19 protein-coding genes are annotated in these 20629 nt (G+C 69.4%); 12 read left to right on the top strand and 7 right to left on the bottom strand.

From position 1 onward, the window contains the following. Nucleotides 1-23: 23 nt before the first annotated feature. The 6 genes from ACZ7M3_RS47845 to ACZ7M3_RS47820 form a co-directional block, all read right to left on the bottom strand. Nucleotides 24-1298 (bottom strand): hypothetical protein, encoded by a 1275-nt coding sequence (locus ACZ7M3_RS47845; RefSeq protein WP_472072398.1) that lies wholly within the window; start codon nucleotides 1296-1298, stop codon nucleotides 24-26. Beyond that, nucleotides 1295-1528 carry a hypothetical protein gene (locus tag ACZ7M3_RS47840; RefSeq protein ID WP_472072396.1) on the bottom strand — a complete coding sequence of 78 codons (234 nt, stop codon included), beginning with the start codon at nucleotides 1526-1528 and terminating at the stop codon, nucleotides 1295-1297. Before ACZ7M3_RS47840 ends, ACZ7M3_RS47845 begins: the two co-directional genes overlap by 4 nt. A gap of 29 nt (nucleotides 1529-1557) precedes the next feature. Continuing rightward, nucleotides 1558-4203 carry an SUMF1/EgtB/PvdO family nonheme iron enzyme gene (locus tag ACZ7M3_RS47835; protein ID WP_472072460.1) on the bottom strand — a complete coding sequence of 882 codons (2646 nt, stop codon included), beginning with the start codon at nucleotides 4201-4203 and terminating at the stop codon, nucleotides 1558-1560. Between the two features lie 5 nt (nucleotides 4204-4208). Continuing rightward, on the bottom strand, nucleotides 4209-4985 hold the full coding sequence (locus ACZ7M3_RS47830) for a class I SAM-dependent methyltransferase (protein WP_472072394.1): 777 nt from the start codon (nucleotides 4983-4985) through the stop codon (nucleotides 4209-4211). 276 nt (nucleotides 4986-5261) lie between these two features. After that, the gene (locus ACZ7M3_RS47825) at nucleotides 5262-5525 is read right to left on the bottom strand and encodes a hypothetical protein (RefSeq protein WP_472072392.1); all 264 of its coding nucleotides are present in this window, start codon (nucleotides 5523-5525) and stop codon (nucleotides 5262-5264) included. A gap of 12 nt (nucleotides 5526-5537) precedes the next feature. After that, nucleotides 5538-5783 (bottom strand): DUF3761 domain-containing protein, encoded by a 246-nt coding sequence (locus ACZ7M3_RS47820; protein WP_165854251.1) that lies wholly within the window; start codon nucleotides 5781-5783, stop codon nucleotides 5538-5540. Between the two features lie 746 nt (nucleotides 5784-6529). Here ACZ7M3_RS47820 and ACZ7M3_RS47815 point away from each other — a divergent pair. The 12 genes from ACZ7M3_RS47815 to ACZ7M3_RS47760 all read left to right on the top strand — a co-directional run bounded on the left by ACZ7M3_RS47815 (nucleotide 6530) and on the right by ACZ7M3_RS47760 (nucleotide 20006). Next, nucleotides 6530-8209: a DUF2637 domain-containing protein gene (locus tag ACZ7M3_RS47815; RefSeq protein WP_472072390.1), complete on the top strand. Its 1680-nt coding sequence runs from the start codon at nucleotides 6530-6532 to the stop codon at nucleotides 8207-8209. A 722-nt stretch (nucleotides 8210-8931) separates the two neighbouring features. After that, entirely contained in the window at nucleotides 8932-9825 is an 894-nt protein-coding gene (locus tag ACZ7M3_RS47810) for a hypothetical protein (RefSeq protein WP_472072388.1), read from the top strand. A 45-nt stretch (nucleotides 9826-9870) separates the two neighbouring features. Next, nucleotides 9871-10137 (top strand): hypothetical protein, encoded by a 267-nt coding sequence (locus ACZ7M3_RS47805; protein ID WP_472072386.1) that lies wholly within the window; start codon nucleotides 9871-9873, stop codon nucleotides 10135-10137. Beyond that, complete coding sequence (locus ACZ7M3_RS47800; protein ID WP_472072384.1) at nucleotides 10134-11228, top strand: conjugal transfer protein; 1095 nt, start codon at nucleotides 10134-10136, stop codon at nucleotides 11226-11228. Before ACZ7M3_RS47805 ends, ACZ7M3_RS47800 begins: the two co-directional genes overlap by 4 nt. 17 nt (nucleotides 11229-11245) lie before the next feature. Beyond that, nucleotides 11246-11539 carry a hypothetical protein gene (locus tag ACZ7M3_RS47795; protein WP_472072382.1) on the top strand — a complete coding sequence of 98 codons (294 nt, stop codon included), beginning with the start codon at nucleotides 11246-11248 and terminating at the stop codon, nucleotides 11537-11539. Beyond that, nucleotides 11536-12144 carry a hypothetical protein gene (locus ACZ7M3_RS47790; protein ID WP_472072380.1) on the top strand — a complete coding sequence of 203 codons (609 nt, stop codon included), beginning with the start codon at nucleotides 11536-11538 and terminating at the stop codon, nucleotides 12142-12144. The genes ACZ7M3_RS47795 and ACZ7M3_RS47790 overlap by 4 nt, the downstream gene beginning before the upstream one ends. After that, nucleotides 12144-14687, top strand: coding sequence for an ATP-binding protein (locus ACZ7M3_RS47785; RefSeq protein WP_472072378.1), 2544 nt, complete (start codon nucleotides 12144-12146; stop codon nucleotides 14685-14687). Before ACZ7M3_RS47790 ends, ACZ7M3_RS47785 begins: the two co-directional genes overlap by 1 nt. Then, complete coding sequence (locus ACZ7M3_RS47780; RefSeq protein WP_472072376.1) at nucleotides 14684-17053, top strand: hypothetical protein; 2370 nt, start codon at nucleotides 14684-14686, stop codon at nucleotides 17051-17053. Before ACZ7M3_RS47785 ends, ACZ7M3_RS47780 begins: the two co-directional genes overlap by 4 nt. Then, nucleotides 17046-18197, top strand: a complete 1152-nt coding sequence (locus ACZ7M3_RS47775) for a C40 family peptidase (RefSeq protein WP_472072374.1) — start codon at nucleotides 17046-17048, stop codon at nucleotides 18195-18197. Before ACZ7M3_RS47780 ends, ACZ7M3_RS47775 begins: the two co-directional genes overlap by 8 nt. A gap of 192 nt (nucleotides 18198-18389) precedes the next feature. Beyond that, nucleotides 18390-19097, top strand: a complete 708-nt coding sequence (locus ACZ7M3_RS47770) for an RNA polymerase sigma factor (protein WP_472072372.1) — start codon at nucleotides 18390-18392, stop codon at nucleotides 19095-19097. Between the two features lie 168 nt (nucleotides 19098-19265). Then, nucleotides 19266-19451 carry a hypothetical protein gene (locus ACZ7M3_RS47765; protein WP_472072370.1) on the top strand — a complete coding sequence of 62 codons (186 nt, stop codon included), beginning with the start codon at nucleotides 19266-19268 and terminating at the stop codon, nucleotides 19449-19451. A gap of 129 nt (nucleotides 19452-19580) precedes the next feature. After that, nucleotides 19581-20006, top strand: a complete 426-nt coding sequence (locus ACZ7M3_RS47760; RefSeq protein ID WP_472072369.1) for a hypothetical protein — start codon at nucleotides 19581-19583, stop codon at nucleotides 20004-20006. Between the two features lie 84 nt (nucleotides 20007-20090). On the opposite strand, the gene ACZ7M3_RS47755 is transcribed toward ACZ7M3_RS47760, so the two are convergent. Beyond that, a complete protein-coding gene (locus tag ACZ7M3_RS47755; RefSeq protein ID WP_472072367.1) occupies nucleotides 20091-20462 on the bottom strand; it encodes a hypothetical protein in 372 nt (123 codons plus the stop codon). Nucleotides 20463-20629: the final 167 nt, after the last annotated feature.

Below are 20629 nucleotides of genomic sequence, written 5' to 3'. Positions count from 1 at the left end.
ATCCCTGATGGTTTCAAGTCTTGTCATTCCCGCCCCCGCAGCGAGGACAGGACCAGGCGTCCATACCGTGTGGTGAGGGCTGCCGCTGTGGCGGCGATGGACAGTCCGAGTGCGGTGAGCAGGTGTGCAAGGGAGTTGTCGCCGAGGACCTGCAGGATGCTGAGGGCGGTGCCGAGGGGCAGGCCGAGGATGGTGAGGACGCCGAGGGCTCCGCTGATCTGCTGGCTTTCCTGTGTCTGTACGAGCCTGCTGTAGTCGGCTGCTTCGGCGAGGATCTCGTTGAAGCGGGTGGGGAGCCGGTGCTGGTTTTGGAAGGCGAGCAGCAGATCGTTCGCTGCGCCGTGTGCGGTGAGGTGTTGTCGCCAGTAGGTGCTGCGGAAGACAGCGATGTTCCTCTCCAGTATGGCGACGCGGCGTGCCAGCTGGGAGGAGTTGAATACCTCGGAGAGTTCGTCGGTGAGCTCGTCGATGTGGTCGCGTTGGAGCGAGCCGAGGAGCAGGGCGTCGAGATAGACGGTACGGGAGTGCAGCGCTCCGAACTCGAAGAAGTCGCCTGCACCGGTGTCCGGCCGGTGGCCGAGGAAGGCGGCCCCTTGGCGCAGCACCAGGGCGCTCCAGTCCGCCGAGATTCTTACGGCGTCCTTGAGCTGTTCGCCGGCCGTCTCCGGAGGGAGAGGGAAGTCCTCGGGTGTGGAGCGTGACGCCAGTTGCCACAACCAGCGGTCCGCAGTGGAGCTCAGTGCCCCTTCGGGGCCTGCACGGAGGGCGGGAGTGTGCTGCTGGGTAGGGGTCATGAAGGCGATGCTGTAAGGCCGGGCTATGGCGAGGGGTGCGTCGCGGGCGCGGACGTCGGCGATGCCGGCCAGAAGCCCGGCCGGGTCGAAGGGCCCGCTGAGGGGTTCGTTTGCGGGGTCCGGCCGCCGCCCGGCCAGGGCACGCAGGACGGGCAGCAGCGGTCTGTCCACGCTGAAGTGCAAGACGGCGAGGGCGTGTTCGGGATTTCGGGCGGTGGCCGCGTGCAGAAGCTCCATGCCAAGCAGGTGCAGCCCGTCACGCTTGACGTCCAGGGGCAGGTGCCAGCGACGCGGCCGTCCCGGCGCCCCGTAGAGGGCGCGGGCGGACGCGGGGGCGAAGTAGGTGGCCCGGGTCCGGGTGTCGGTGCGGCGGCTGCCCAGCTCGAACGGGAAGGGGCCTTCGGGCCAGTTGGGCAGGCGCCGCAGCCGCACGGGCAGGACGACGGTCAGTTCCTGGCGCGCTCCTGTGACATTCTCGAGCAGTGGAGCCCCATAGGCGGTCACCGGTAGTACTCGGCTGGGTCGGGCTGGTCGAGGCGAATGACGAACTCCGCCCTGTCGGGGCGTTCGGCGCTGACATGAAAGCGGACGTGTTCGCCCGTTCGGATGGTCCGGAACCCCTCGGTCACGATCTGCCGGTAGTCGAAGGTGTAGTACCGCTCGTCTTCGTTGTCCCGGACGATGTAGGAGCCGAGCGCACCGCTCAGCCCTCCGCCATTCGGGCGCCTGTCCACGATGGTTCCGTGACGCGGCCCGCCGCCGCTCATGCTGTCGTCTCCTTTATCGCGGACGTGTCGATGTCCTGCACGCAGCGGAAGCCGACCGCGTTGCTCCCGCCGCGCTTGCGGTAGATGCCTTTGCTGCTGGTCTGCACCGCACGCATCGGGTTGTCGTAGCTGCCGCCGCAGATGACGGCCTCGCCGGGGTCGTCCAGGCTGGTGGATGTCCATTCCCAGCAGTTGCCCACCATGTCGATGACACCGAACGGGGAGCGGTTGCCCGGCCGTTCGTCGATGCGTGTCGCCCCGGCCCGTCGAACGGCGTCGCCGGCGAAGTGGCGGTACCACGCCTGATACGTCACGACAGGCCGGCCGACCCAGGTGTCGGCGCAGTTGACGCAGACGCTGTCGGTTGTGTCGCCCCAGGGGAAAAGGCGCCCATCGGTGCCACGCGCGGCGGCCTCCCATTCCAGGGAGGTCGGCAGGCGCTTGCCTTCGAACGCGGCGAAGGCGTACGCACTCCACCAGTTGACGCAGATCGCCGGGTGGGCGTCGTAGCGCGGATTCTCGTAGTAGTCGGGCTGCCTCAGCCGGTCGGTCCAGGGGCGGTGTGTGACGTCGGCCGGCTGGTCGGGGTGGTCCCACTGCGATCTGCCGTCCGCGTCGAGGGCGTCGAGGAAGCAGCGGTAGCGTGCGACGGTCACAGCATGGCGATCGAAGCGCACGGGACGCTCGACACGGCGGATCAGTAGCCGTTCAGCCGGACCGACCAGGTACGCCCCGGCGGGCAGCACGCAGTCGTCATTCTCCGGACTGCCGGGCATTCCGGCGAGGAATGCGCGCACCTGCTCCGTGAGGAAAGCGCCGCCGAGAAGACCCGCTGCCAGGTCCCGGTTCGCCGGATCGGCCAGAAACCTGGCGGCCAGTAGTTCCTGGTACGCGGTGTGCACGAAGGCGACGTGATCGGGGCCGGCGGGCCGCAGCAGCGGAGCGAGGACACAGGCGTCGAGATCGAGGCGGCCGTCCGTGAAGGCGTCGGCCCCCAACTGCCGATGTACGTCGAGGAGGGAGAACACGGACCGATCGGTGAGAAAAGCGTGCCCGAACGCAGCGGGCAGCCGCTGTTCCAGACCGCCCTGCCCACGCCCGGCCAGCGTCCGCGTGATGTGAACGCCGAGGATGTCTGCGAGCGGCCCTCCCTCAGGAAGGTTCAGGGCTGTGGTGAGGCGCTTCTCAAGCGGGGTTGCCTCGGGTTCGGCCAGGCGTACGACGTGGAAGTGCGGCACCCGTGACGGGTCAACGCCGTTCGCGTACATCTGCTCGACCAGCTGCTCCGAGCGGCCCGCGCCGCTGTCCAGCAGCTGACGTACCTGCGGCGAGTCCGCGAGGAAGGACACCCGGGAACTCATGACGACGGCCGATTCGGCGGACAGGACGGCTGCGAGATCGGTGAAGAGCCGCAGGAAACCGGCAAGACTTGGTTCCTCGACGCCCTCGTCGACGGCATCAAGCACGCACAGCGCTGTCCCGGAACGGATGAGGTAAAGGAAGAGGTCGTAAGCGCGCGAACGGTCCGACGTCATGGCGGGCGCGAGGAGGCGGGCCGCGTACTCGGAGAACGGCTCGTCCTTCGGTTTGAGACCGAGGTCGAAGTAGAAGCGAAAGCGCCGGATCTCCGGGTTGGCAGCCAGCGAGCGCAGCAGCGTGCTCTTGCCGCTCCCCGGACGACCGGTGACCAGCACGTTCGCACTTCCGCGCGCTAGGTGCGTCAGTAACTCCGCCGCGTCGCCGGACTGCTCCATCTTCGACTCGCCGGTGCGTGGGTCAGTGGTCAGTGCCGCCGCGGCGACAGCAGCCCTTGGCTCCTTCGGGGTATCAGCGGAGGCGAGCTCGGCGAGGTGGGCGTCGATATTGACGAGGGTGTCGACGAAACCGTCGTAACGCACGATCCGGAAGTCCAGGCCCAGCATCTGGTGGAGCGCGCCCGGCGCCGCACCGCCGTCGTCGTCCAGGACAACGAACCGGGTGAGCTTGGGCAGCCGGGTGCGTAACAGCTCTCCACTGCTGGCGGCAAGCACGGTACTCAGGTCATCAGCATCACGGGAGAGCATCAGCTCCACGTACTCCAGCCGCATCCCCGACTCGCGGCAGAACAGCTGGTACACGGTGTCCGGGCTGAGAACGAACCGCTTCGCCTGCCGGTAGCCGAGGGTGACGTACAACCCGGCAAGAAACTCACAGCGACGCGCCACCTCAGGCGCCATGTCGGGCTCGCCGCCGAGAAGGGCCGCACTCCCGGTGTCGGTGAACCAGACCAGTACGTCTACGAGCCTGCGGACCGCCAGCAGCCCGTCCTCGTCACATATGTCGTACCCGTCGTGTGTCGACCGGTTGCGCAGCCGTCGAATGTCCTCGAGCGCATCGACAACGGTGCTGCTGCGGATATACGGGCGGCAGCGCTTGACCAGGTCGTTGAGGGCCTTCGTCGAAGGGTCGCCCTCGATTCCGTGGTGGCGCCACAGCTCCTTGAGTAGCTTCTCGGTCAGTTTCCCGACCAGGGCGACCGCGTTCTCGGGATAGCCGTCGTTGAGGGACCGTAACGGCCGTTCCAGATCAAGCCCCAGCCGATCGGCGATCCGCGAGTGGTCGTCGAGTTCACTCCGCAGGCGCCGCAACCGTTCGTCGACCATGGTGTTCACGCGAACTCCCCCCGTCGCCGACCGAGGACGAACGCGAACCGGTCCGGAAACCTCAACACGGGCTCCGGATGAGCGACTCGCATCTCTTCGATGCCCTTGTCGATCTCGCTGTCGCTGAAGGTGGAGAGCAGGGACATGTAGCGGGCGCGCACCATGCCGAAGTACTTGTCCCGGTCGATACGCAGCTCATGCTCGGCATAGGTGAGACCGGCTTCCAGCCCCGCGGCTCGCAAGTGTCCCTCGATAACGGCCGGGTCGGGCTGCAGCTCCTCGAAGCGCGTGAGGGCCGCCTCGAACAGCGGGTACTGGATGCTAGCCGGGAGCATCACCACCAGCAGCCGGCCTCCGGGCGCCAGCCGGTCGGCGAGGCCACGAAGCGTGTGCGCCGGATCGGCCACGTGGTGCACCGACTCTTTCAGCCACATCGCATCGAGCGGCTCATATGGCAGAGGTGTGCGTCCTTCGGCGATGTCCTCGGCGGAAGCAACGATCGGTGTCAGGACGGCCGGAGGCTGCGTCCCGAGCTGGCGCAGCATCGCCTCGGAGGGATCCACGCACAGAATGGGATGACGGGGCCGGAGCTGCTTGGCCACTTCCCTGGCGAACAGACCTGTCCCAGAGCCGACGTCGGCGATCCGGTCCATGCGGCCCAGCTGCAAAGCCTGGGCGATCCGGCCGGACATCCAGGGAACGTAGTCCGGGCCGTAGACCCAGTGCTCATCGTACTCAGCCGCCAACTCCTCGTAGTGCCCTCGCACGTCCCGCCGCTCCACGATCCCCCTTGTGCCACTCACCTGTGCCGTTTGTGTAGCACAGGGCACAGTGCAGGCTATCGCGGGTGCTTGGGCGGCAACAGTTTGTAACCGGACGGTTGTTGGGCTTGATCGACTTGCGCAGGCGCAGCGGGCTCAACAACAAGAAGGACCCGGTGGAGACGAAACGGCACACCGCGGTCTGCGCCGGCAAGGTCAGTCTCGCTGCCGCCCAGCAAGCGATCGTCACTGACTGCCTGGTCACCACGGTCAAGCGGGGGTTAGGCGCGTCTCCATCTACCGAGCAGCTTCCGCCGCGGCGGCATCTCCCAGCCCCAGCAGGTGCGCGACGTACAGCAGAGCGCGAGCTTCTCCGAGCGTCAGCAGCGGCAGCAACTCGCCGCCCTCGTCCAGCAGCGCCGACAGTTCCTCGTCTCCAGGTTCCACGCCGTGACAACGCAACATCGCCGGACGCGACAACGGGCCGCCGATCAGCCCGCTACGCCAAAAACCGGACAGCAAAAGGCCCGCCTCAACTTCCCTGAGGCGGGCCGACGTCATGCCGTTACCAGATCACCGGTACCAGTACTTCACCCCACGGTGATGCGAACACGTCCCCTGAAAGTGCGCCGAGTACGAGTAGCTGGCGTCCTTGCACTTCGCCATCGCACCACGCGGATGCGCACTGCCCGCCCGGCACGAGCCCGTCGTATGGTGCGCGCACGACGCGGCCGCCGCCGGCGTAGCCGCGGCTACGGGCGCCAGCAGAGCCCCGGCGACAACGAACGCCGCCAGCCCTGCCCTGAGTTTGGTGAGCACGGTGTCCCCTCCCGTTTGGTGAGCGCTGATCGTTTCAGGTGTGTTTGACGGCCGGGCTGCGGCAGGGGCCGGGTCACACGAAGAGGGGAAAGGGGCCTATCCCAGCAGGGTTTGCAGGGTGCGTGCGGTATGTGGCGCGGCATGGGCAGCAAACGACCGTCGTGTCCCACGACGTGGTGTGGCGGTTCAAGCGCCACGCGTTCCGGTACCAGGCCCATGACGATCTCCGGAGAGGTGATGGCCCGAGAAGCGGCCCGCTGAGGCGGCTTGAACGTCGGATCGGGCGGAGCCACCGTCCCCGACATGCGGGTTCCGGCGCCTTGATCCCTGCACCACCTGTCGGGACGCCATCCAAACTTGCTGGGCTCGATCCTGAGCCTGCGCAGGTCTGGATCCCGACTGCGGAGTTGATCGTGATCCGTTGCGACAATCAGATGTACGAGGGGGAGTCCTTCGCCACGGTGGCCGCTCGGCTGACGACTCTGCCTCCCTTGTATTTCATGCTGCCCCGAGATGCCCGTGCCGCCTGGCGGCCGCGTGGGCTCCCGGAGACCTGCTGATCCCTTGTCGGGCGCCGGCGCCCCGGTGCGAGGCAAGGTTTGGTGCAACAGTTGATGTGGGAGAGCAGTGCGTGTCACCGGGGAATACGGGTTTAGAGGAACGCTCGTGGGGGATGGGGCCATTTTGCGTGATGTGCGGCTGGGAACGGGCTCGGCGGCAGGGCGGAGTCTTGGAGGCGGGGGACGGTGGGGGAGCACCATCGGTTAACACGCGTGCAGCGGTCCTTGGTTGGTGTGGTCGTCGCCGGTGCGCTCGTCATCGCGGGTATCGGCTTCGCGGGTTCCTACGCGGCTGTGCGCGAGCTGGCTCTCAAGAAGGGCTTCGGGAACTTCGCGTACGTCTTCCCGATAGGCATCGACGCGGGCATCTGCGTCCTGCTCGCCCTGGATCTCCTGCTGACCTGGATCCGCATCCCCTTCCCGCTGCTGCGCCAGACGGCGTGGCTGCTGACGGTCGCGACGATCGCCTTCAACGGCGCGGCGGCCTGGCCGGACCCGCTGGGCGTCGGCATGCACGCCGTCATCCCGGTCCTGTTCGTGGTCTGTGTCGAGGCGGCCCGGCACGCGATCGGCCGGATCGCGGACATCACCGCCGACAAGCACATGGAGGGCGTCCGCCTCACCCGCTGGCTGCTCTCGCCCATCCCGACCTTCCTCCTCTGGCGCCGGATGAAGCTGTGGGAGCTGCGCTCCTACGAGCAGGTCATCAAGCTGGAGCAGGACCGCCTCGTCTACCAGGCCCGCCTCCACTCCCGCTTCGGGCGCGCCTGGCGCCGCAAGGCGCCGGTGGAGTCCATGATGCCGCTGCGCCTGGCCCGCTACGGCGTCCCCCTTGCCAAGACGGCACCTGCCGGACTTCTCGCCGCCGGTATCGACGAGCCCATGCCAGTTCTCTCGGCCCCGGAGGTCGACGAAGTTCCGGTGGCGCTCGCGCCGGAGAGTACGGAGCACCAGCGAGCCCTGGACCCGGGGGAGTCGAGCAACGAGGCGGCAGGCCATCAGGAGGATGCCGAGGCCGCCCCGGCTCCGCCTTCGGACATCGATGCCGATGCTGCTGTGCAGGGCAAGCAGTTCGCCTCGATTGACTATTCCGCGATGCACTTCTCCGGGTTCGCCGACGCGCACGTCGCGTACCTGGAGCAGTTCGGTGAGTATCCCAACGCTCGCCAGTTCGGACGCTACCTTGCCGAAGCCCGCGGAATCTTCGACCTGGCCACAGGCGGGCCTATCGCGGAGGCTCAACTCCTTCCGGTACTGCAGGAGCTGCGGCAACAGGCCGACAGTTTGGGGGAGCGGATGACCGATCCTTCGGTCGCGGAGTACAACGGCCGCGGTCTGATGACCGATCCGACCGGTCAAGTCGCCGCGACCGGCACGCACGGCTTCTTCGGTGTTCCGTCCTCGACGCAGATCTCCGCCTCGCAGGCCTTGCCCGTGGCCGAGCCGGTGCCGGCGCCCAGCGGGTCCGCACCCGACGCGTCGGTGGCAGCGCGCAGGGTGCCTCAGCAGGTTGTGGTGGAGGCGCCTACCGGATCGGTCACGAACCGCGGTGGTGGCGAGGCGTTGACGAGGGAGGCCATGGTGATAGGCACGGGCGAGGCGACCGCCCGCGTTCCAGAGCAGCAGACCGACACGCCCGTTGGTGAGCTGACCGAGGAGCAACGCATCGAGCGGATCGTCCAGTGGCTCGTCGAAGCCGAGGAGACCGGCACGAAGCTGTCCGGAGCTGAGGCGTCCCGCCGCAACGACGTCTCGCCCAGCACTGGGCAGCGGGACATGCGCAAGGCTCGGATTCGGTTCGAGGACCTGAAGCGCGAGAGGGGCCGAGGTCACCTTCGCTCGGTACGCAACAGCCCTCTGAGCTGACCCCTCGCCGGTCTCGCTTGCGAGGTCTGCGTATCTGCTGGAAACGTCGGAATGTGGTTGGGCCTGGACTGCAGAGTCCGGGCCCAACCACATTCATGGGCAGGCCCATAGCGTCACGCTCAGGAGCCGCTGGCCTTGGCTGCCGCGTCGCCGATGACCGGTCACGGACACGTGGACCGTGATCGATTCGCCGGGGGAGCGTCGCGTCACTGCTCGGCTTCGTGCGTGTCGGTCATGACCGATCCGGATCCCGTGACCGATGACCGATGGCCCTTCGACCGGTCATCGGTCATGACCGATCTGAGTGGATCGGTCACGCTTCCAAGAGCGACCCACCAGCCTTGATTCCACGTGCGCGACGCCCCCGATCCTGCCGTGAGCGTGGCTTGCCCGCCCCTGATCGGCTATCAACCGCGGCTTCCGAATCGGTCATGACCACCCTCATCGCGGGGCCCGTACCAGGACTGCCCCCAGGCGGCCGTCCGGTCACGGATCTCGGCCAGTCCACCGGCTTGCCCCGCCTGAGAGACGGGCTTGCCCAGGTTGCACAGCCCGGTCACCGCGGCTTACCCAGGCAATCCGGCGGCTTGCCCACCGGCGGCATGCCCGTCCCGATCTGAAATGGGCAAGCCTGCCACCTGGTCTTTCCGGGGTTTGGGCAAGCCTTCGGGCACGCATCGCTCAGGAGAGTTCACGGCACGAGATCTGAAAGGAGCTGTGCCGTGCTCAACCTGTTGCACCCCGCCCCGACCACTGGCGGGATCTTCGACCGCCTGGATGCGGAGTGGGCGGAGCTGTGCGCGGACTCCTCTGTCCGGGCCGTGGTGACCGACTGGCTGATGACCGATCACCTCGTCGCTGACGTCGCCGCCGTGACCGATTCCTGGGTGCGCACGCTCGGCCCCGAGCAACTCCTTGCCACCCTGCGCCCCGGCCGCGGCGTGCTCTCCGACACGCTGACCGACGCCGTGCTGCGCAGCCTCCTGGTCCGCGCGATCGGTCATGACCGATCGGCCGCGCTCGCCGCGCGCATCATCGTGCAAGCGATGATCCCTGCCGCGGTGCGTATGACCCGCGGCCAGATCCGAGGCTTCGGCGGCCGCTGCTGGGACGACGTCGGCCACATGGTTATCGCCGCGCTCTTCGAGGTCGCCCGCTCCGGACGCATCCACACCCGGCCCGGCCGGCCCGCCGCCAACCTCGCCCTGGATGCGCTCAACCGCGTCTGCCGCGAGCTCGCCGCCGACTCCGAGCAGGGCGGCGAGGACCTGTCCGCCGCCGAAGAAATGGTCGCCCCCGTCGCGGGCCCGGCCGAGCACGCGCACCACGCCGCCATCCGCGCGGCCGCGTTCCAAGCCGGCCTCGAGCCATACGCGGATGCCGACGGGGCGGAGGCAAGCAGCGCCCGCCTGGAACTCCTCGAACTGGTCCTGGACGCGATGGAGCACGGCTCGATCAGCCGGGCCGACGGCCAGGCCATCGCCTGGCACTACACCGCCGCCCCGGTCTCCGACGCCCACGCCGCACAACGCGCGGGCACCTCGGCTGCCGCCTGGCGCCGCCGCCGCAGCCGTGCGGTCGACCGGCTCAAATCCCGGCTGAGCCCCGCGGCCTGACCGCCCGTGACACCGACCCCGCATCCGACAGAAACGGAGAACTGCATGCCCGCCCTCATCAAGGCTCGGCTGGATGACGACGAAGAGCGCGTAACCCGCGCCCAGCGGCTGCTGATCGGCTTGGGTGCCGCCCTGGTCCACACCCCCTTCGACACGACCACCCACGACCAGCTCCGTGCCTTCCTCACCGACGACGCACCCCGCGTACTGGCCTCGCTGAAGGTGCTGCAGCAGCGGTCCGAACCCGAGCTGCGGGCCCGGATCGCCGAACTCGCCGGCCACAGCCTGCTGTCGTCCGGGGGTGTGGCATGAAGCCGCCGCTCAGCCGCCGCCCCGCCAAGACCACGGACCCCGCGCCCGCGGACGCGGTGCAGGAGGACTGGGACAGCGACGGGGGAGCGGAGTACGTCGGCGGCTGGTCGATCGGCGCCCGCGCCAACACCAGCGCGGTAGTGCGGTGGGCCGCCTGGGGCCTGCTGGTCCTCGGACCGGTCCTCGGCGCCGCCGCCTTCGCCAGGGTCTCCACCTCGGACAGAACCACGCCGGCCGTGACGGCGAGTGCGCCAACCGGAACCGGCTCTCAGGGAGCAGCCGGCTTCGCCACCCTGTTCGTCGCGGACTTCCTGCGGGCGGGGGACGGCGACCAGGACAAGCTCGCCGCGTACTACCCCGCCGCGGGCGAGGTGCGGCTGGAGGGCGACTCTGGTCGGCGCCACGGCGAACAGCTCACCGTGGTGCGGCTGCGCCAGACCGACCCCGACGTGTGGGCCGTGACGATCGCCGCCCGCATCGTCTCCGACAGCACGCCGGCCGCGACGAAGACAACCGCAGCCGACGGCCAGACCACCGCGCACGACACGGCCGCCCTCCACTACTTCCAGGTGCCCGTCGCTGTCGGTGCGGCAAGCGGCGGCGCGAGCGGCTACGTGGCCCTGTCGATGCCGGCCGAAGTCACCGCCCCCGCCCGGATCAAAATGCCCGAGCTGATTTACGGGCCGGCGCAGCCCGCCGTGCCGGCCGACCCGCGCACCCAGGCCGTCACCGCGTTCCTCGACGCCTACCTCGCCGGTTCGGGGGAGCTGGACCGCTACCTCGCCCCCGGCACGCACCTCACCCCGATCCGGCCCGCGCCCTACTCCGGCATCGCCGTCGACCAAATGGCCATCGAAGGCGACCAGGGCTCCGAGCCGATCACTACCGTGCCGGCGGACGGCACCCGGACACGCCTCGTGGTCACGCTCCGCGCCACCGGCCGCGACAAGGTCCGCGTCCCGCTCGCCTACGCGCTGACCCTTAAGGCCCGCGGCGGGCGCTGGGAGATCACCGCACTCGACGGTGCCCCGTCCACCGCGCTTCCCGTGAACACACCGGCCGTGAGTCCTGCCCCCACGCCCGCTTCCTGAACGAAGGAGACCCGATCATGCAGAGTTCGCCCGTCACGTCCGCCGCCGACTGGATCACCATCGGCACCGGACTCGGCACCGACATGAAGACCCTGATCTTCACCGTCCTAATCCCGTTGCTGTGCGGCGTTTTCATCCTCGTCGTCGGCTTCAAGACGAGGGCCCCGGGCCCGACGCTGATGGCAGTGATCTTCGCCGGGATCGTGCTGGGCCTGTCGCTGAGCCTCGGCGCTATTGGGGACAGCACCAAGGACACCATCAAGCAGTACAACGGCGGCGGCGGGTTCACCGTCATCCCGGGTGACCAGTGACCACCGCAGCCGGGGACCTGGACGACGAGGTGATCGGCCGCTGCTACACCAAGGCCCGGCGCGCCCCGCTGGTCCACGGAGTGATCCGCAGCGTCAACGGCGGCCCCAACATCCGCCTCCCGTTCGGCCCGTACACCCTCACCCAGCTCGCCGCGATCGTCGTCTCGGTCGGGTTGCTGATTCTGTCCCGCCCGCTGTGGGGCGGCCATGGGCTGGCCGACGTCGTCGTCCTCGTCGCCGTGCCGTTCGGCGCGGCCTTCGCGATGCGGCACCTCCACATCGACGGCCGCAACCCGGCCGCGGCCGCCGCCAGCGTCGCGCTGATGCTCGCCAGCCCGCGCTGGGGCCGCGTCCACGGCCGGCCTCTGCGGCCCGCCCGCTCCCAGCGGGACGCCCCACGCATAACGCTCGCCACGCCCGGCCCCGACGACGGCCCTGACCCCGCGCCCGCAGTTGTTGCGTCGCCTCCCGCGCGACGGCGGGCTCAACCGGCCGCGGCCACACGCGAGACGCCGACGCCCACGCCTGCCACGGCGCCGATGGCGTCCGGTGTGCAGGCCCTGCTCGCCCGCCGCACCTCGGCCCCCACTGACCTGGAGAACTGATGCGTCTGCCCATCCGCCACATCGCCGGAAACTTGATCTTCACCACGCACGGCACCGTGTGGGCGGTGTGGCGGGTGGCGGCCGCCAACTACTCGCACGCCCCCCAGACCGCGAAGAAGCGCCGTCTCAAGGCCCTCGAGTCGCTGTTCAAGTCGCTGACCGAGGAGCCGATGCTGCTCTCGCTGTGCCCGCAGGTCGACCCGATCGTCGTCGTCCGCGCGATGGTCGCCGACGTCGACCTGGCGCGCAGCCCGCGCTACGAGCAGCTCGGGCACGCCGTGCTCGACCAGCTCGAGGCGATGGAGCTGACCGGCCGCACCGACTGGCTGGCGGTGCCGCTGCCGGCGTCCTCCGGCAAGGAGATGCTCGCCTCCGCGTTCCGCGCGGCCAAGGCCGAAGTCGCCCTGGCCCTCGGCCTGATGCCTGCCCCGATCAGCGTCGAGGAGGTCGACGAGCGCACCGCGCAGGCCGAACGGATGCAGGCCCGCTGGCCCACCGGGGTCGCCATGCGCCCCGCGACCGAGGCGGAAATCCTGTGGATCTACGGGCACAGCGCACGCCGAGGCCTGGCCGAGCCGTTCCTCCCGGACGGCACCGAGCCGGGGGTACGCGGCCGCGGCCGTACGGTCGCCGCCCTGGGCGAGATCCTGCTCGCCGAGGGCGGCACCGACTTCGCCGAGCGGCGCAGTGTGCCCGGCAACCCATTCCAACAGCGCTTCTTGCAGATCAGCAGCGAGTGGGGCGACTCCTACCAGGGTCTGCTCGCCCTGTCGGAGATGCCGGAGGCGTTCGCGCTGCCGGGCGCGGCCTACCTGCAGCAACTCGACGACCTCGCCTATCCGGTGGACTGGGCGGCCCGCCTGGTCATCACTCCCGGCACGAAAGCGGAGGCCAAGAGCCGCCGTCGCGCACGGCACCTGCGCTCGCAGGCCGCCGAGTACGAGGGTGATCCGGCCGGCCCGCCCGCCTCGATCGCCAAGAACGAGGCCGACAACCAGGAGTTCCGCGACCGGGTGACCTCCTCCGCGCAGGAGGTCGAGATCCAGGCCATGGTCACGCTCGCCGTGTGGGGCTCCAGCCCGGACGACGTGCAGGACCGGGCGGCCGCGCTCGCCCACGACTTCGGTTCGACCGACTACACGTTCTCCCGCCCGGTGGGGGAGCAGACCAGCCTGTGGCAGGCCATGCTGCCCGGCTGCCGCACCCCGCGGGTGATGACCGGGTACGCGCAGACCCTCCTTGCCCATGACTTCGCGCTGGCCATGCCCTGGTGCGGCAGCGCGCTCGGCGATGACCGCGGCGGCCTGTTCGGACTGCAGCTCGCCTCCGGTGGCGCCCGCCCGGTGCTCGTCGACCCCTCCCGCGGACCCCGCGAGAACAGTTCCGCATGCATGGCGTTCATCGGCGAGCTCGGCGCAGGCAAGAGCGTGGCGATGAAGGCGGCCGTCTACAACGTGCTCGCGCGCGGCCACCAGCCGGGCCGGCCGGACTCCCGCGGCCGCGCCGTCATCGTGGACCGCACCAAGGAAGAGGAGTGGGCCCGGTTCGCGAAGGCGTGCCCGGGCACCACCCAGGTCATCCGCATCGACCAGCAGGCCGAGGTGAGCCTGGATCCGCTGAGGCTGTTCGTCACCGACAGCCCGAAGATCGCAGCCCGGTTCTGCGAGTCGTTCCTGACCCTGCTGCTCGGGGTCAAACCGATGGACCTCGAGGGCGTGGCCCTGTCCGAGGCGGTGGAAGCCGTCCTGGAGAGGCCGAACCCGTCGATGCGGGTCCTCGTCGACGAGCTCGTCGACCGCGGCACGGACGACGTGGCGGCCCGCACCTTGGCCCGCAAGCTCAAAGCGGTCGCGCGCAAGGACCTCGCCGCAGTCGTCTTTGACGACGCCCTGCCCGTGGTCGACACTCACCGCGCCGACGCGGTCGTGTTCAGCGTGAACAGCCTGCAGCTGCCGAAGAAGAGCGAGCTGGCCTCCGAACACCGCATTGAGCGCCTCGAGTTCGAAAAGGTCCTGGGCCGGGCGCTCATGTATCTGATCGCCGCCGTCGCCCGCGAGACGGCCATGGCCTCCAAGCAGGAGTTCGCGGTCGCGGTGTTCGACGAGTGCTGGTGGCTCACGAGCTCGGACGAAGGCCTGGAGCTGCTGCTGGAGCTGATGCGCGACGGCCGCAAGCACAACGCGGCCGCCTACGTCGGCTCCCACGACCCGGACGACATCGGGCCCGCCGGCTCCGAGAAGGGGCAGATCATCCGGGGCCTGATCCCGCACCGGCTGATGTTCCGGCAGACCACCCGCGCCCTGGCCGTACGCGGCCTGGACTTCCTCGGCGTCGACTCCACCGACCCCGACCTGCTCGACCTGGTCACCTCCGGCCTGTCCCCGATCGACCTGCCCGAAGAGGAGCGCCTGGCCCGCGCCGGCGAGTGCCTCTACCGCGACCTGGCCGGCCGCGTCGGGCTGATGAAGGTCCTCATCCCGTTCGACGCGGCCGTCATGCGCGCCATCCACACCACACCCGGCGACTACCGGACCGCGGCATGAACGCGCTCCGGCTCTGGCGGCTGCGCCTGCACACACTGGGCGGAGCCCGGCTGCGCATAGCCGTGCTGTTCGCCGCGCTCGCCGCGACCACGCTGACCATGCTCACCTCCCTGCCCGCGCACGCCGCCCCGTCGCCGACGCCGAGCGCCACCACCAGCACACCGGCCGCGGGCACCACCGGGCAGGACACGCCCACCCCGCAAGAGCTGGAGCAGATCCAGAAGTTCCTTGCCGAGACGCAGGAGAAGCTGTCCAAGTCCGCGCAGGCCGCGCTGCTCGAGGCCCAGGCGGACGATGTGCGCAAGCAGCTGCCCGACGAGGGCGGCATCCTCGGCGTCTTCAACGTCACCGACGCCAACAACCTGCCGATCAGCGTCTACTCGGTGAAGTCGGACACCGGCAGCTTCATGCGCTGGGACCTCGGCCTGATGAACTTCATGACCGAGGGCTGCTACATGGTCACCAAGTGGCTGATCGCCTTCTGCTGCTGGCTCATCCTCTGGTCCCTCAGCTTCGGACTGGCCAAGCTGCTGCTCACCCCGGCCCTGGCCATCTCCAACTCCCTGCACAGCCGCGTGATCATGGAGATGGGACTGCCCAGCCTGTTCCTCGCGGTGTGCGCCCTGATCTGCACCGGACGCATCTTCTTCGGGGACCGAGCCAAAGGCTGGGGAGACGCCGCGCTGTCCATCATCCTGGCCGCGCTCACCACCACACTGCTGTCCTCGACCCCACAGACCCTGCTCGGCGACGACAACGGAGCGATCGCCGTCACCCGCGGATTCGCCCTCGAAGTCGCCGATGTCATCCTCGACGCCGACCCGTCCACCCCATGGGCCAACAACAAGGTCACCACCCCCGCCACGTCGTTCACCCTGTCGCGGCCGATGACCGACGCACTGACCGACGCCTTCATCGTGCGCCCGGCCATGCTGCTGCAGTACGGCCAGGTCTTCGAAGGCGAATGCGCCACCAACTACACCCAGACCCGACTGGCCCAGCTCGCCTACGACCGGCAGATCGACAAGATCACCAAACAGGCCACCCGCATCAACGGCCTGGTGGACTTCACCCCCGGCGACGTCCTCACCAGCGGGCTCAGCTGGCAAGAGCAGTTCGCCATGAAGTGGGTCATCAACCACTACGGCGGCGTGCCGATGGAGTCCTTCGAGGACAAGTGCGTCAAGGGCGACGTCAACGCCGCAAAGAAGGCCAGCCTCGACAAGCTCGGCGGGAGCCTCTTCCTCCTCATCGCCGCGGCCATCGTGACCGTCCTCATCATCGGCCTCGCCGGCAGCTTCCTCACCGCCCAGTGCCGCATCGCCTGGGACGCCATCCGCGGCGAACCCGCCCTCCTCGCCGGCACCATCCCCGGCATCGGCCGCGCCTTCCTGTGGGACTGGGCCGCCTCCGTATGGCGCTCCCTGGCCGAGATGCTCATCGCGGTCACCTCGCTCGCGGTATTCATCCTCATCATCCAGACCGTCCTCGACCCCGTACAGACCGACTGGGGCCGCGAGCTGACCCTGCGGTTCCTCGCTGTCGACGTCGTATGCATCGCCGCCGTCAGGAAACGCAAACAGCTCCGGGCCCGTACACAGCAGATCGCAAACAACCTCAAGGCCAAAATGTCCGGCAGCCGCATCGGCGGCACCCACGGATCCATCTTCACCCCCGCAGCCACCCCGATCTCAAAGTCACCGCACCTGGGCCGCAAGACAGCCCGCTTCCTGGTCCGCGGCGCCCTGACGACCACCGCCCTCGCCACCGGCAACCCGCTCGCGGCAATCGGCTACGCGATGCCCCAGTCCATCGGCGCGACCGCGCTGATGTCCCGCCTCAGCCGCGGCGGCCGCCGCGGCAACCGCCCCCGCCCGGCCCGGCCCACCGGCCGCCGCGGTCCTACGCAACACGTGCCCGCACCGACGCCCCCGCCCGTCCCCACGCCCTCGTCTCCGGGGACCCCGGCCGTGCCATCGCGGCCGGCCAGCGCGCCACCGCGTCCCCTGTCCACGCCCCGGCCCACCCGGGCACCCCGCCCTGGCCTGCCACCGCGTCCCACGCACCGGCCCGGCAGCCAGTCCGCCCGACCCGCCGGCGCCCGCCCGGGCAGCACGGTGGGTCGGCAGCGGCCGAGGCACCAGCCCCCCACCCAGCCGGCCGCCTCCGCAGGCCAGCAGCAACTGCGCCGCCGACTGGACCGCGGCATCCGCCGCACGCCTCCCACCCCTCGCACACCTCCGCCCGCACCCCGCCGCAGCCTGCAGCCCAACCGTGCTTCGCGCGACGAGTACGAAGCGTGGCTGTCCGAGCGGGAGGAGGCCGAGCTGCGGCGCCGCGCATCGGAAGGGCCGGGGGATGGGTGACCGGCGCAAGAAGTGGCTGGCCGGCGGTACCGGCCTGGTCCTGGCTGGTGTGGTGTTCATGGGGGCGGTCGCCGCCCACGTCTCCGGCGTCGCGGAAGCCGCGGCGGCGGCCGCGGCGGCCAAGGTGCGTTGCCAGAGCGCGGGCGGCGCCGGCCTGGACGCAGACACGGCGCACCTCGCCCAGCAGGTCAACGCCGTCGTCTCCGGCAGCACCAACGTCCAGATGTCCGGGCTGCCCGATCCCAAGGAGCAGCTCCCCAACGCGAAGACGATCGTGGCGACCGGGATCCAGCTGGGCATTCCGGCCCGCGGGCAGGTCATCGCGCTCGCCACGGCCCTGCAGGAGTCCGGGCTGCGCAACCTCGACCACGGCGACCGCGACAGCATCGGGCTGTTCCAGCAGCGACCCTCCCAGGGCTGGGGCACCCGCGACCAGATCATGGATCCGGTCTACGCGAGCAAGAAGTTCTACAACGCGCTCAAGTCGCTGAAGGACTGGCAAGAGATGCCGGTCACGGTCGCCGCGCAGAAGGTACAGAAGAGCGGCATGCCCGACGCATACGCCAAGCACGAGCCCCTCGCGACCGCCCTGCAGCAGGCGATCGCCCCCTCGCTCGGCGCCTCCGTGGACAGCCCTACAGGGGCAGTCGCGAACCCGTACGGGCTGAACTGCGCACAGACCGACGGCACCCAGTACGGGGCGATCATGGCGGGCAAGCTGCCCGACGGCTACCAGATTCCCGCCAACACCAAGCCTGCCGTCCGCACCGCGATCCAGTGGGCGCTGCAGCAGCTCGGCACCCCCTACCAGTGGGGCGGCAGCTGCACCAACCCACACGGCGACGACCCCAGTGGGCGGTGCGACTGCTCCTCCCTGATGCAGCGCGCCTACGGCGTCGCCGGCATCGAGATCTCCCGCACCACCTACACCCAGATCCACGACGGGCGTGCCGTACCCGCGAACGCGACCGCCCTGCAGCCCGGCGACCTGATCTTCACCGAAGGCTCGGCGTCCCGGCCCGAACACGTCGCGATGGCGCTGGGTGACGGACTGCTCGTACAGGCCCCGCGTCCAGGCCGGGTGGTGGAGGTGGCCAAGGTCGCCACGCACGGCACGATCCTCATCGTTCGCCGCGTCGCCTAGCGATGGTGCCGTCGGCGGCGAGCGCGCCGGCCTGCACTGACCAGCGCGCCCCGCGCGCCGGAGCTCCGCCCCCGGGTGCTCTCCGACGGCTTCAAGGAACACCGGCTGAAAAAGCTCTCCCCATCCGTTGATATGGCGGCCATCCAGAACTCATAGGCGGTAACAACCCCTCGAGCACCTGGAGTAGCGACCATGACCGACCCGATGCAGGGGGGCAACAGCCCGGCATCCAACGAGGGGCCGACGCGGGCGCGTCCGCAGCCCGAGGGAGTCCAGCTCGATACGGCCGTGGCCGGCACGATCTCAGCGACCAGTCCGCGCGTCCTCTCGCCCGAGGCACGTCAGCAGCTGGACCGCGCGCTTGAACAGGAGGGTCTCCACCGGGGCCGCATGGCCCAATCGGCTGGCCGCCACCAGGCCGAAGAGATGTGGGCGAACATCACCAAGGGGCTCTACCTGCGCCTGTTGAGCCAGGGGCCGGTCGACAACCTCGACGCCTACCTCAACCGGTGCGCGACCAACCAGCTCCGCAACCTGCGCACCGTGGTCGAGGTACTCGTCGAGGACATCGACCTCGAGCTCCTCCGCGAGCGCCAGGGCGATCCCCAGTACGGCCAGGCCGTCGAGCTCAACCACGAGTTGATCGACGCCATCAAGGGCGTCCGCTCCCTGGGCATCCTGACCCTGCGCGAGTTGGAGGTCTACATCATGTGCCAGGCCCTCCAGATGGAGAACGAGCAGGTCGCGCAGTGGCTCGAGCCGCCGACCACCAAGGCGGCGGTCGCCTCGCTCCGCTACAAGGCCCTCAAGAAGCTCAACAAGGCGTGGCGCGCCGGGAAGATGGCGCACCTCGGATTCGAGGCCCCGCCGAAGCGCAGGTTCCGCAACCCGGAGCACTAGAGCACCCCGCTGCTTCTCGGGCCGTGACCACTCGGTCCGAGGAGCGGCGGGGAGGGCTAGCGCCCTTCCACGTCAGACGGCCCCGCGGAGGGCGGGGCCAGTGAGATCGGGGGTAGCCCGCTGCATTCCTGCGAGAGCGCAGCGGGCCGAACAGGACAAGGGGTTCTCGTGGACAGCAGTCTTGTCGCCGCATTCGTGGCGATCATCGTGCGCGTCACCAGCCAAGCGATCCAGTGGTTCTACCGGTTGATCACGCCGAAGCCGGCGTTCAACCTCCCGCGCGCAGTTCTTCCCGCCGAGGAAAACGGCTCTGCAACACAAGCGGGGCTGCCTGGGCAGGTCTTGCGCGTGTAGATCACGACGAGTAGAGAGGGGCTCCCGTTGATCGGGGGCCCTTCTCGCACTCATAGCCAGTACCAAGGCGCGCGGACCGGCCCACCTGGACCGGCGTCCCGCCCGCACCTGCCTTAAGAGGACGGCACCTTGAACGGCTTGATCTCCGACCTCCTCGCGATGGGCGCACCGCTGTGGCTCATCGGTCCGCTGCTCCTGCTGACGGCGCTCATCCTGGTCACCCGAGCCGTCGCCACCGCCGCCGCCACGGTCATCAAGGCCATGCACCCTGGCGAGTCCGCCGACGCGGTCCAGATGCAGGCCAACCGCATCCAGCACCGGCAGTGGAAAGCCCAGCGCCGCGACATCAACCGCCGGGCCCGCGTGGCACGACGAGCGATGATCCGCGCCGGTGTCCAGGCCCATCTGGCGCGCCGCCGTACCGCCCGCTATCTCGACGGCCCTGTCCTCCTGCCGCACGCCGTCCTGCCTCCCATCGAACCGCTCGCGCTGCCGGCGTCGTCCACACCAGTCATCACGGCGTCCCCGAGCGAAGGTGTTGCCGCGGCTGGTTGACAGGCGCCCGTACCAAGGCGGTACCCAGAGATGGCGGCCCCGGCAGCAGCAGCGCCGGGGCCGTACACGTTCGCCGCGGCGACGTCAGCGGTGGATGGTCGAGCAGGCTCGCTCTTCGTGCCCCGCGAACTCCACGCAGAGCTGGCTGTTGTTGGGGAAGGAGCGGTTGTGCAGCTTCCAGGAGGCGTACTCGTACTTGTATCCCGCCGTCTGCTTGGCGTCCGTGTACTTCCAGTTGCGTACGAGACGGACCCACTCGCCGTTCTTCCACAGCGAGACGAGAGCCTTCGCGCCGGCCTCGTGGCCATCCAGGAGGGCGCGTACCTCGTGCACCTTGAGCTTCTCGCCGATCACCCCGATGTGCACCGGGCCGGCGTCCCCCTTGCCGTTGGCGTGCGCGGGAGCGGTCGCGGCAAGGAGCGCGGCAGCGGTCGCGAGGTAGATCACTTTCTTCATGGTGTGCCCAACGCGCTTGCCGCAGGCCCAGGTCACGGCCTCCACGGAAGATCACCCGCCAACACCCGAAAGTAAAGGGGCGGCAAAGTATCGAGGGTGGTGTCACAACGGGTCCTCTGGCCGGACTTGGTCGGAGTGAAGGGAAGTTTTCCGCGACCACCACGGAG

The organism is Streptomyces sp. NPDC111656 (assembly GCF_055656965.1).
The sequence above is the reverse complement of the archived record's forward strand: the minus strand, read 5'-3'. Positions and strand labels throughout refer to the sequence as shown.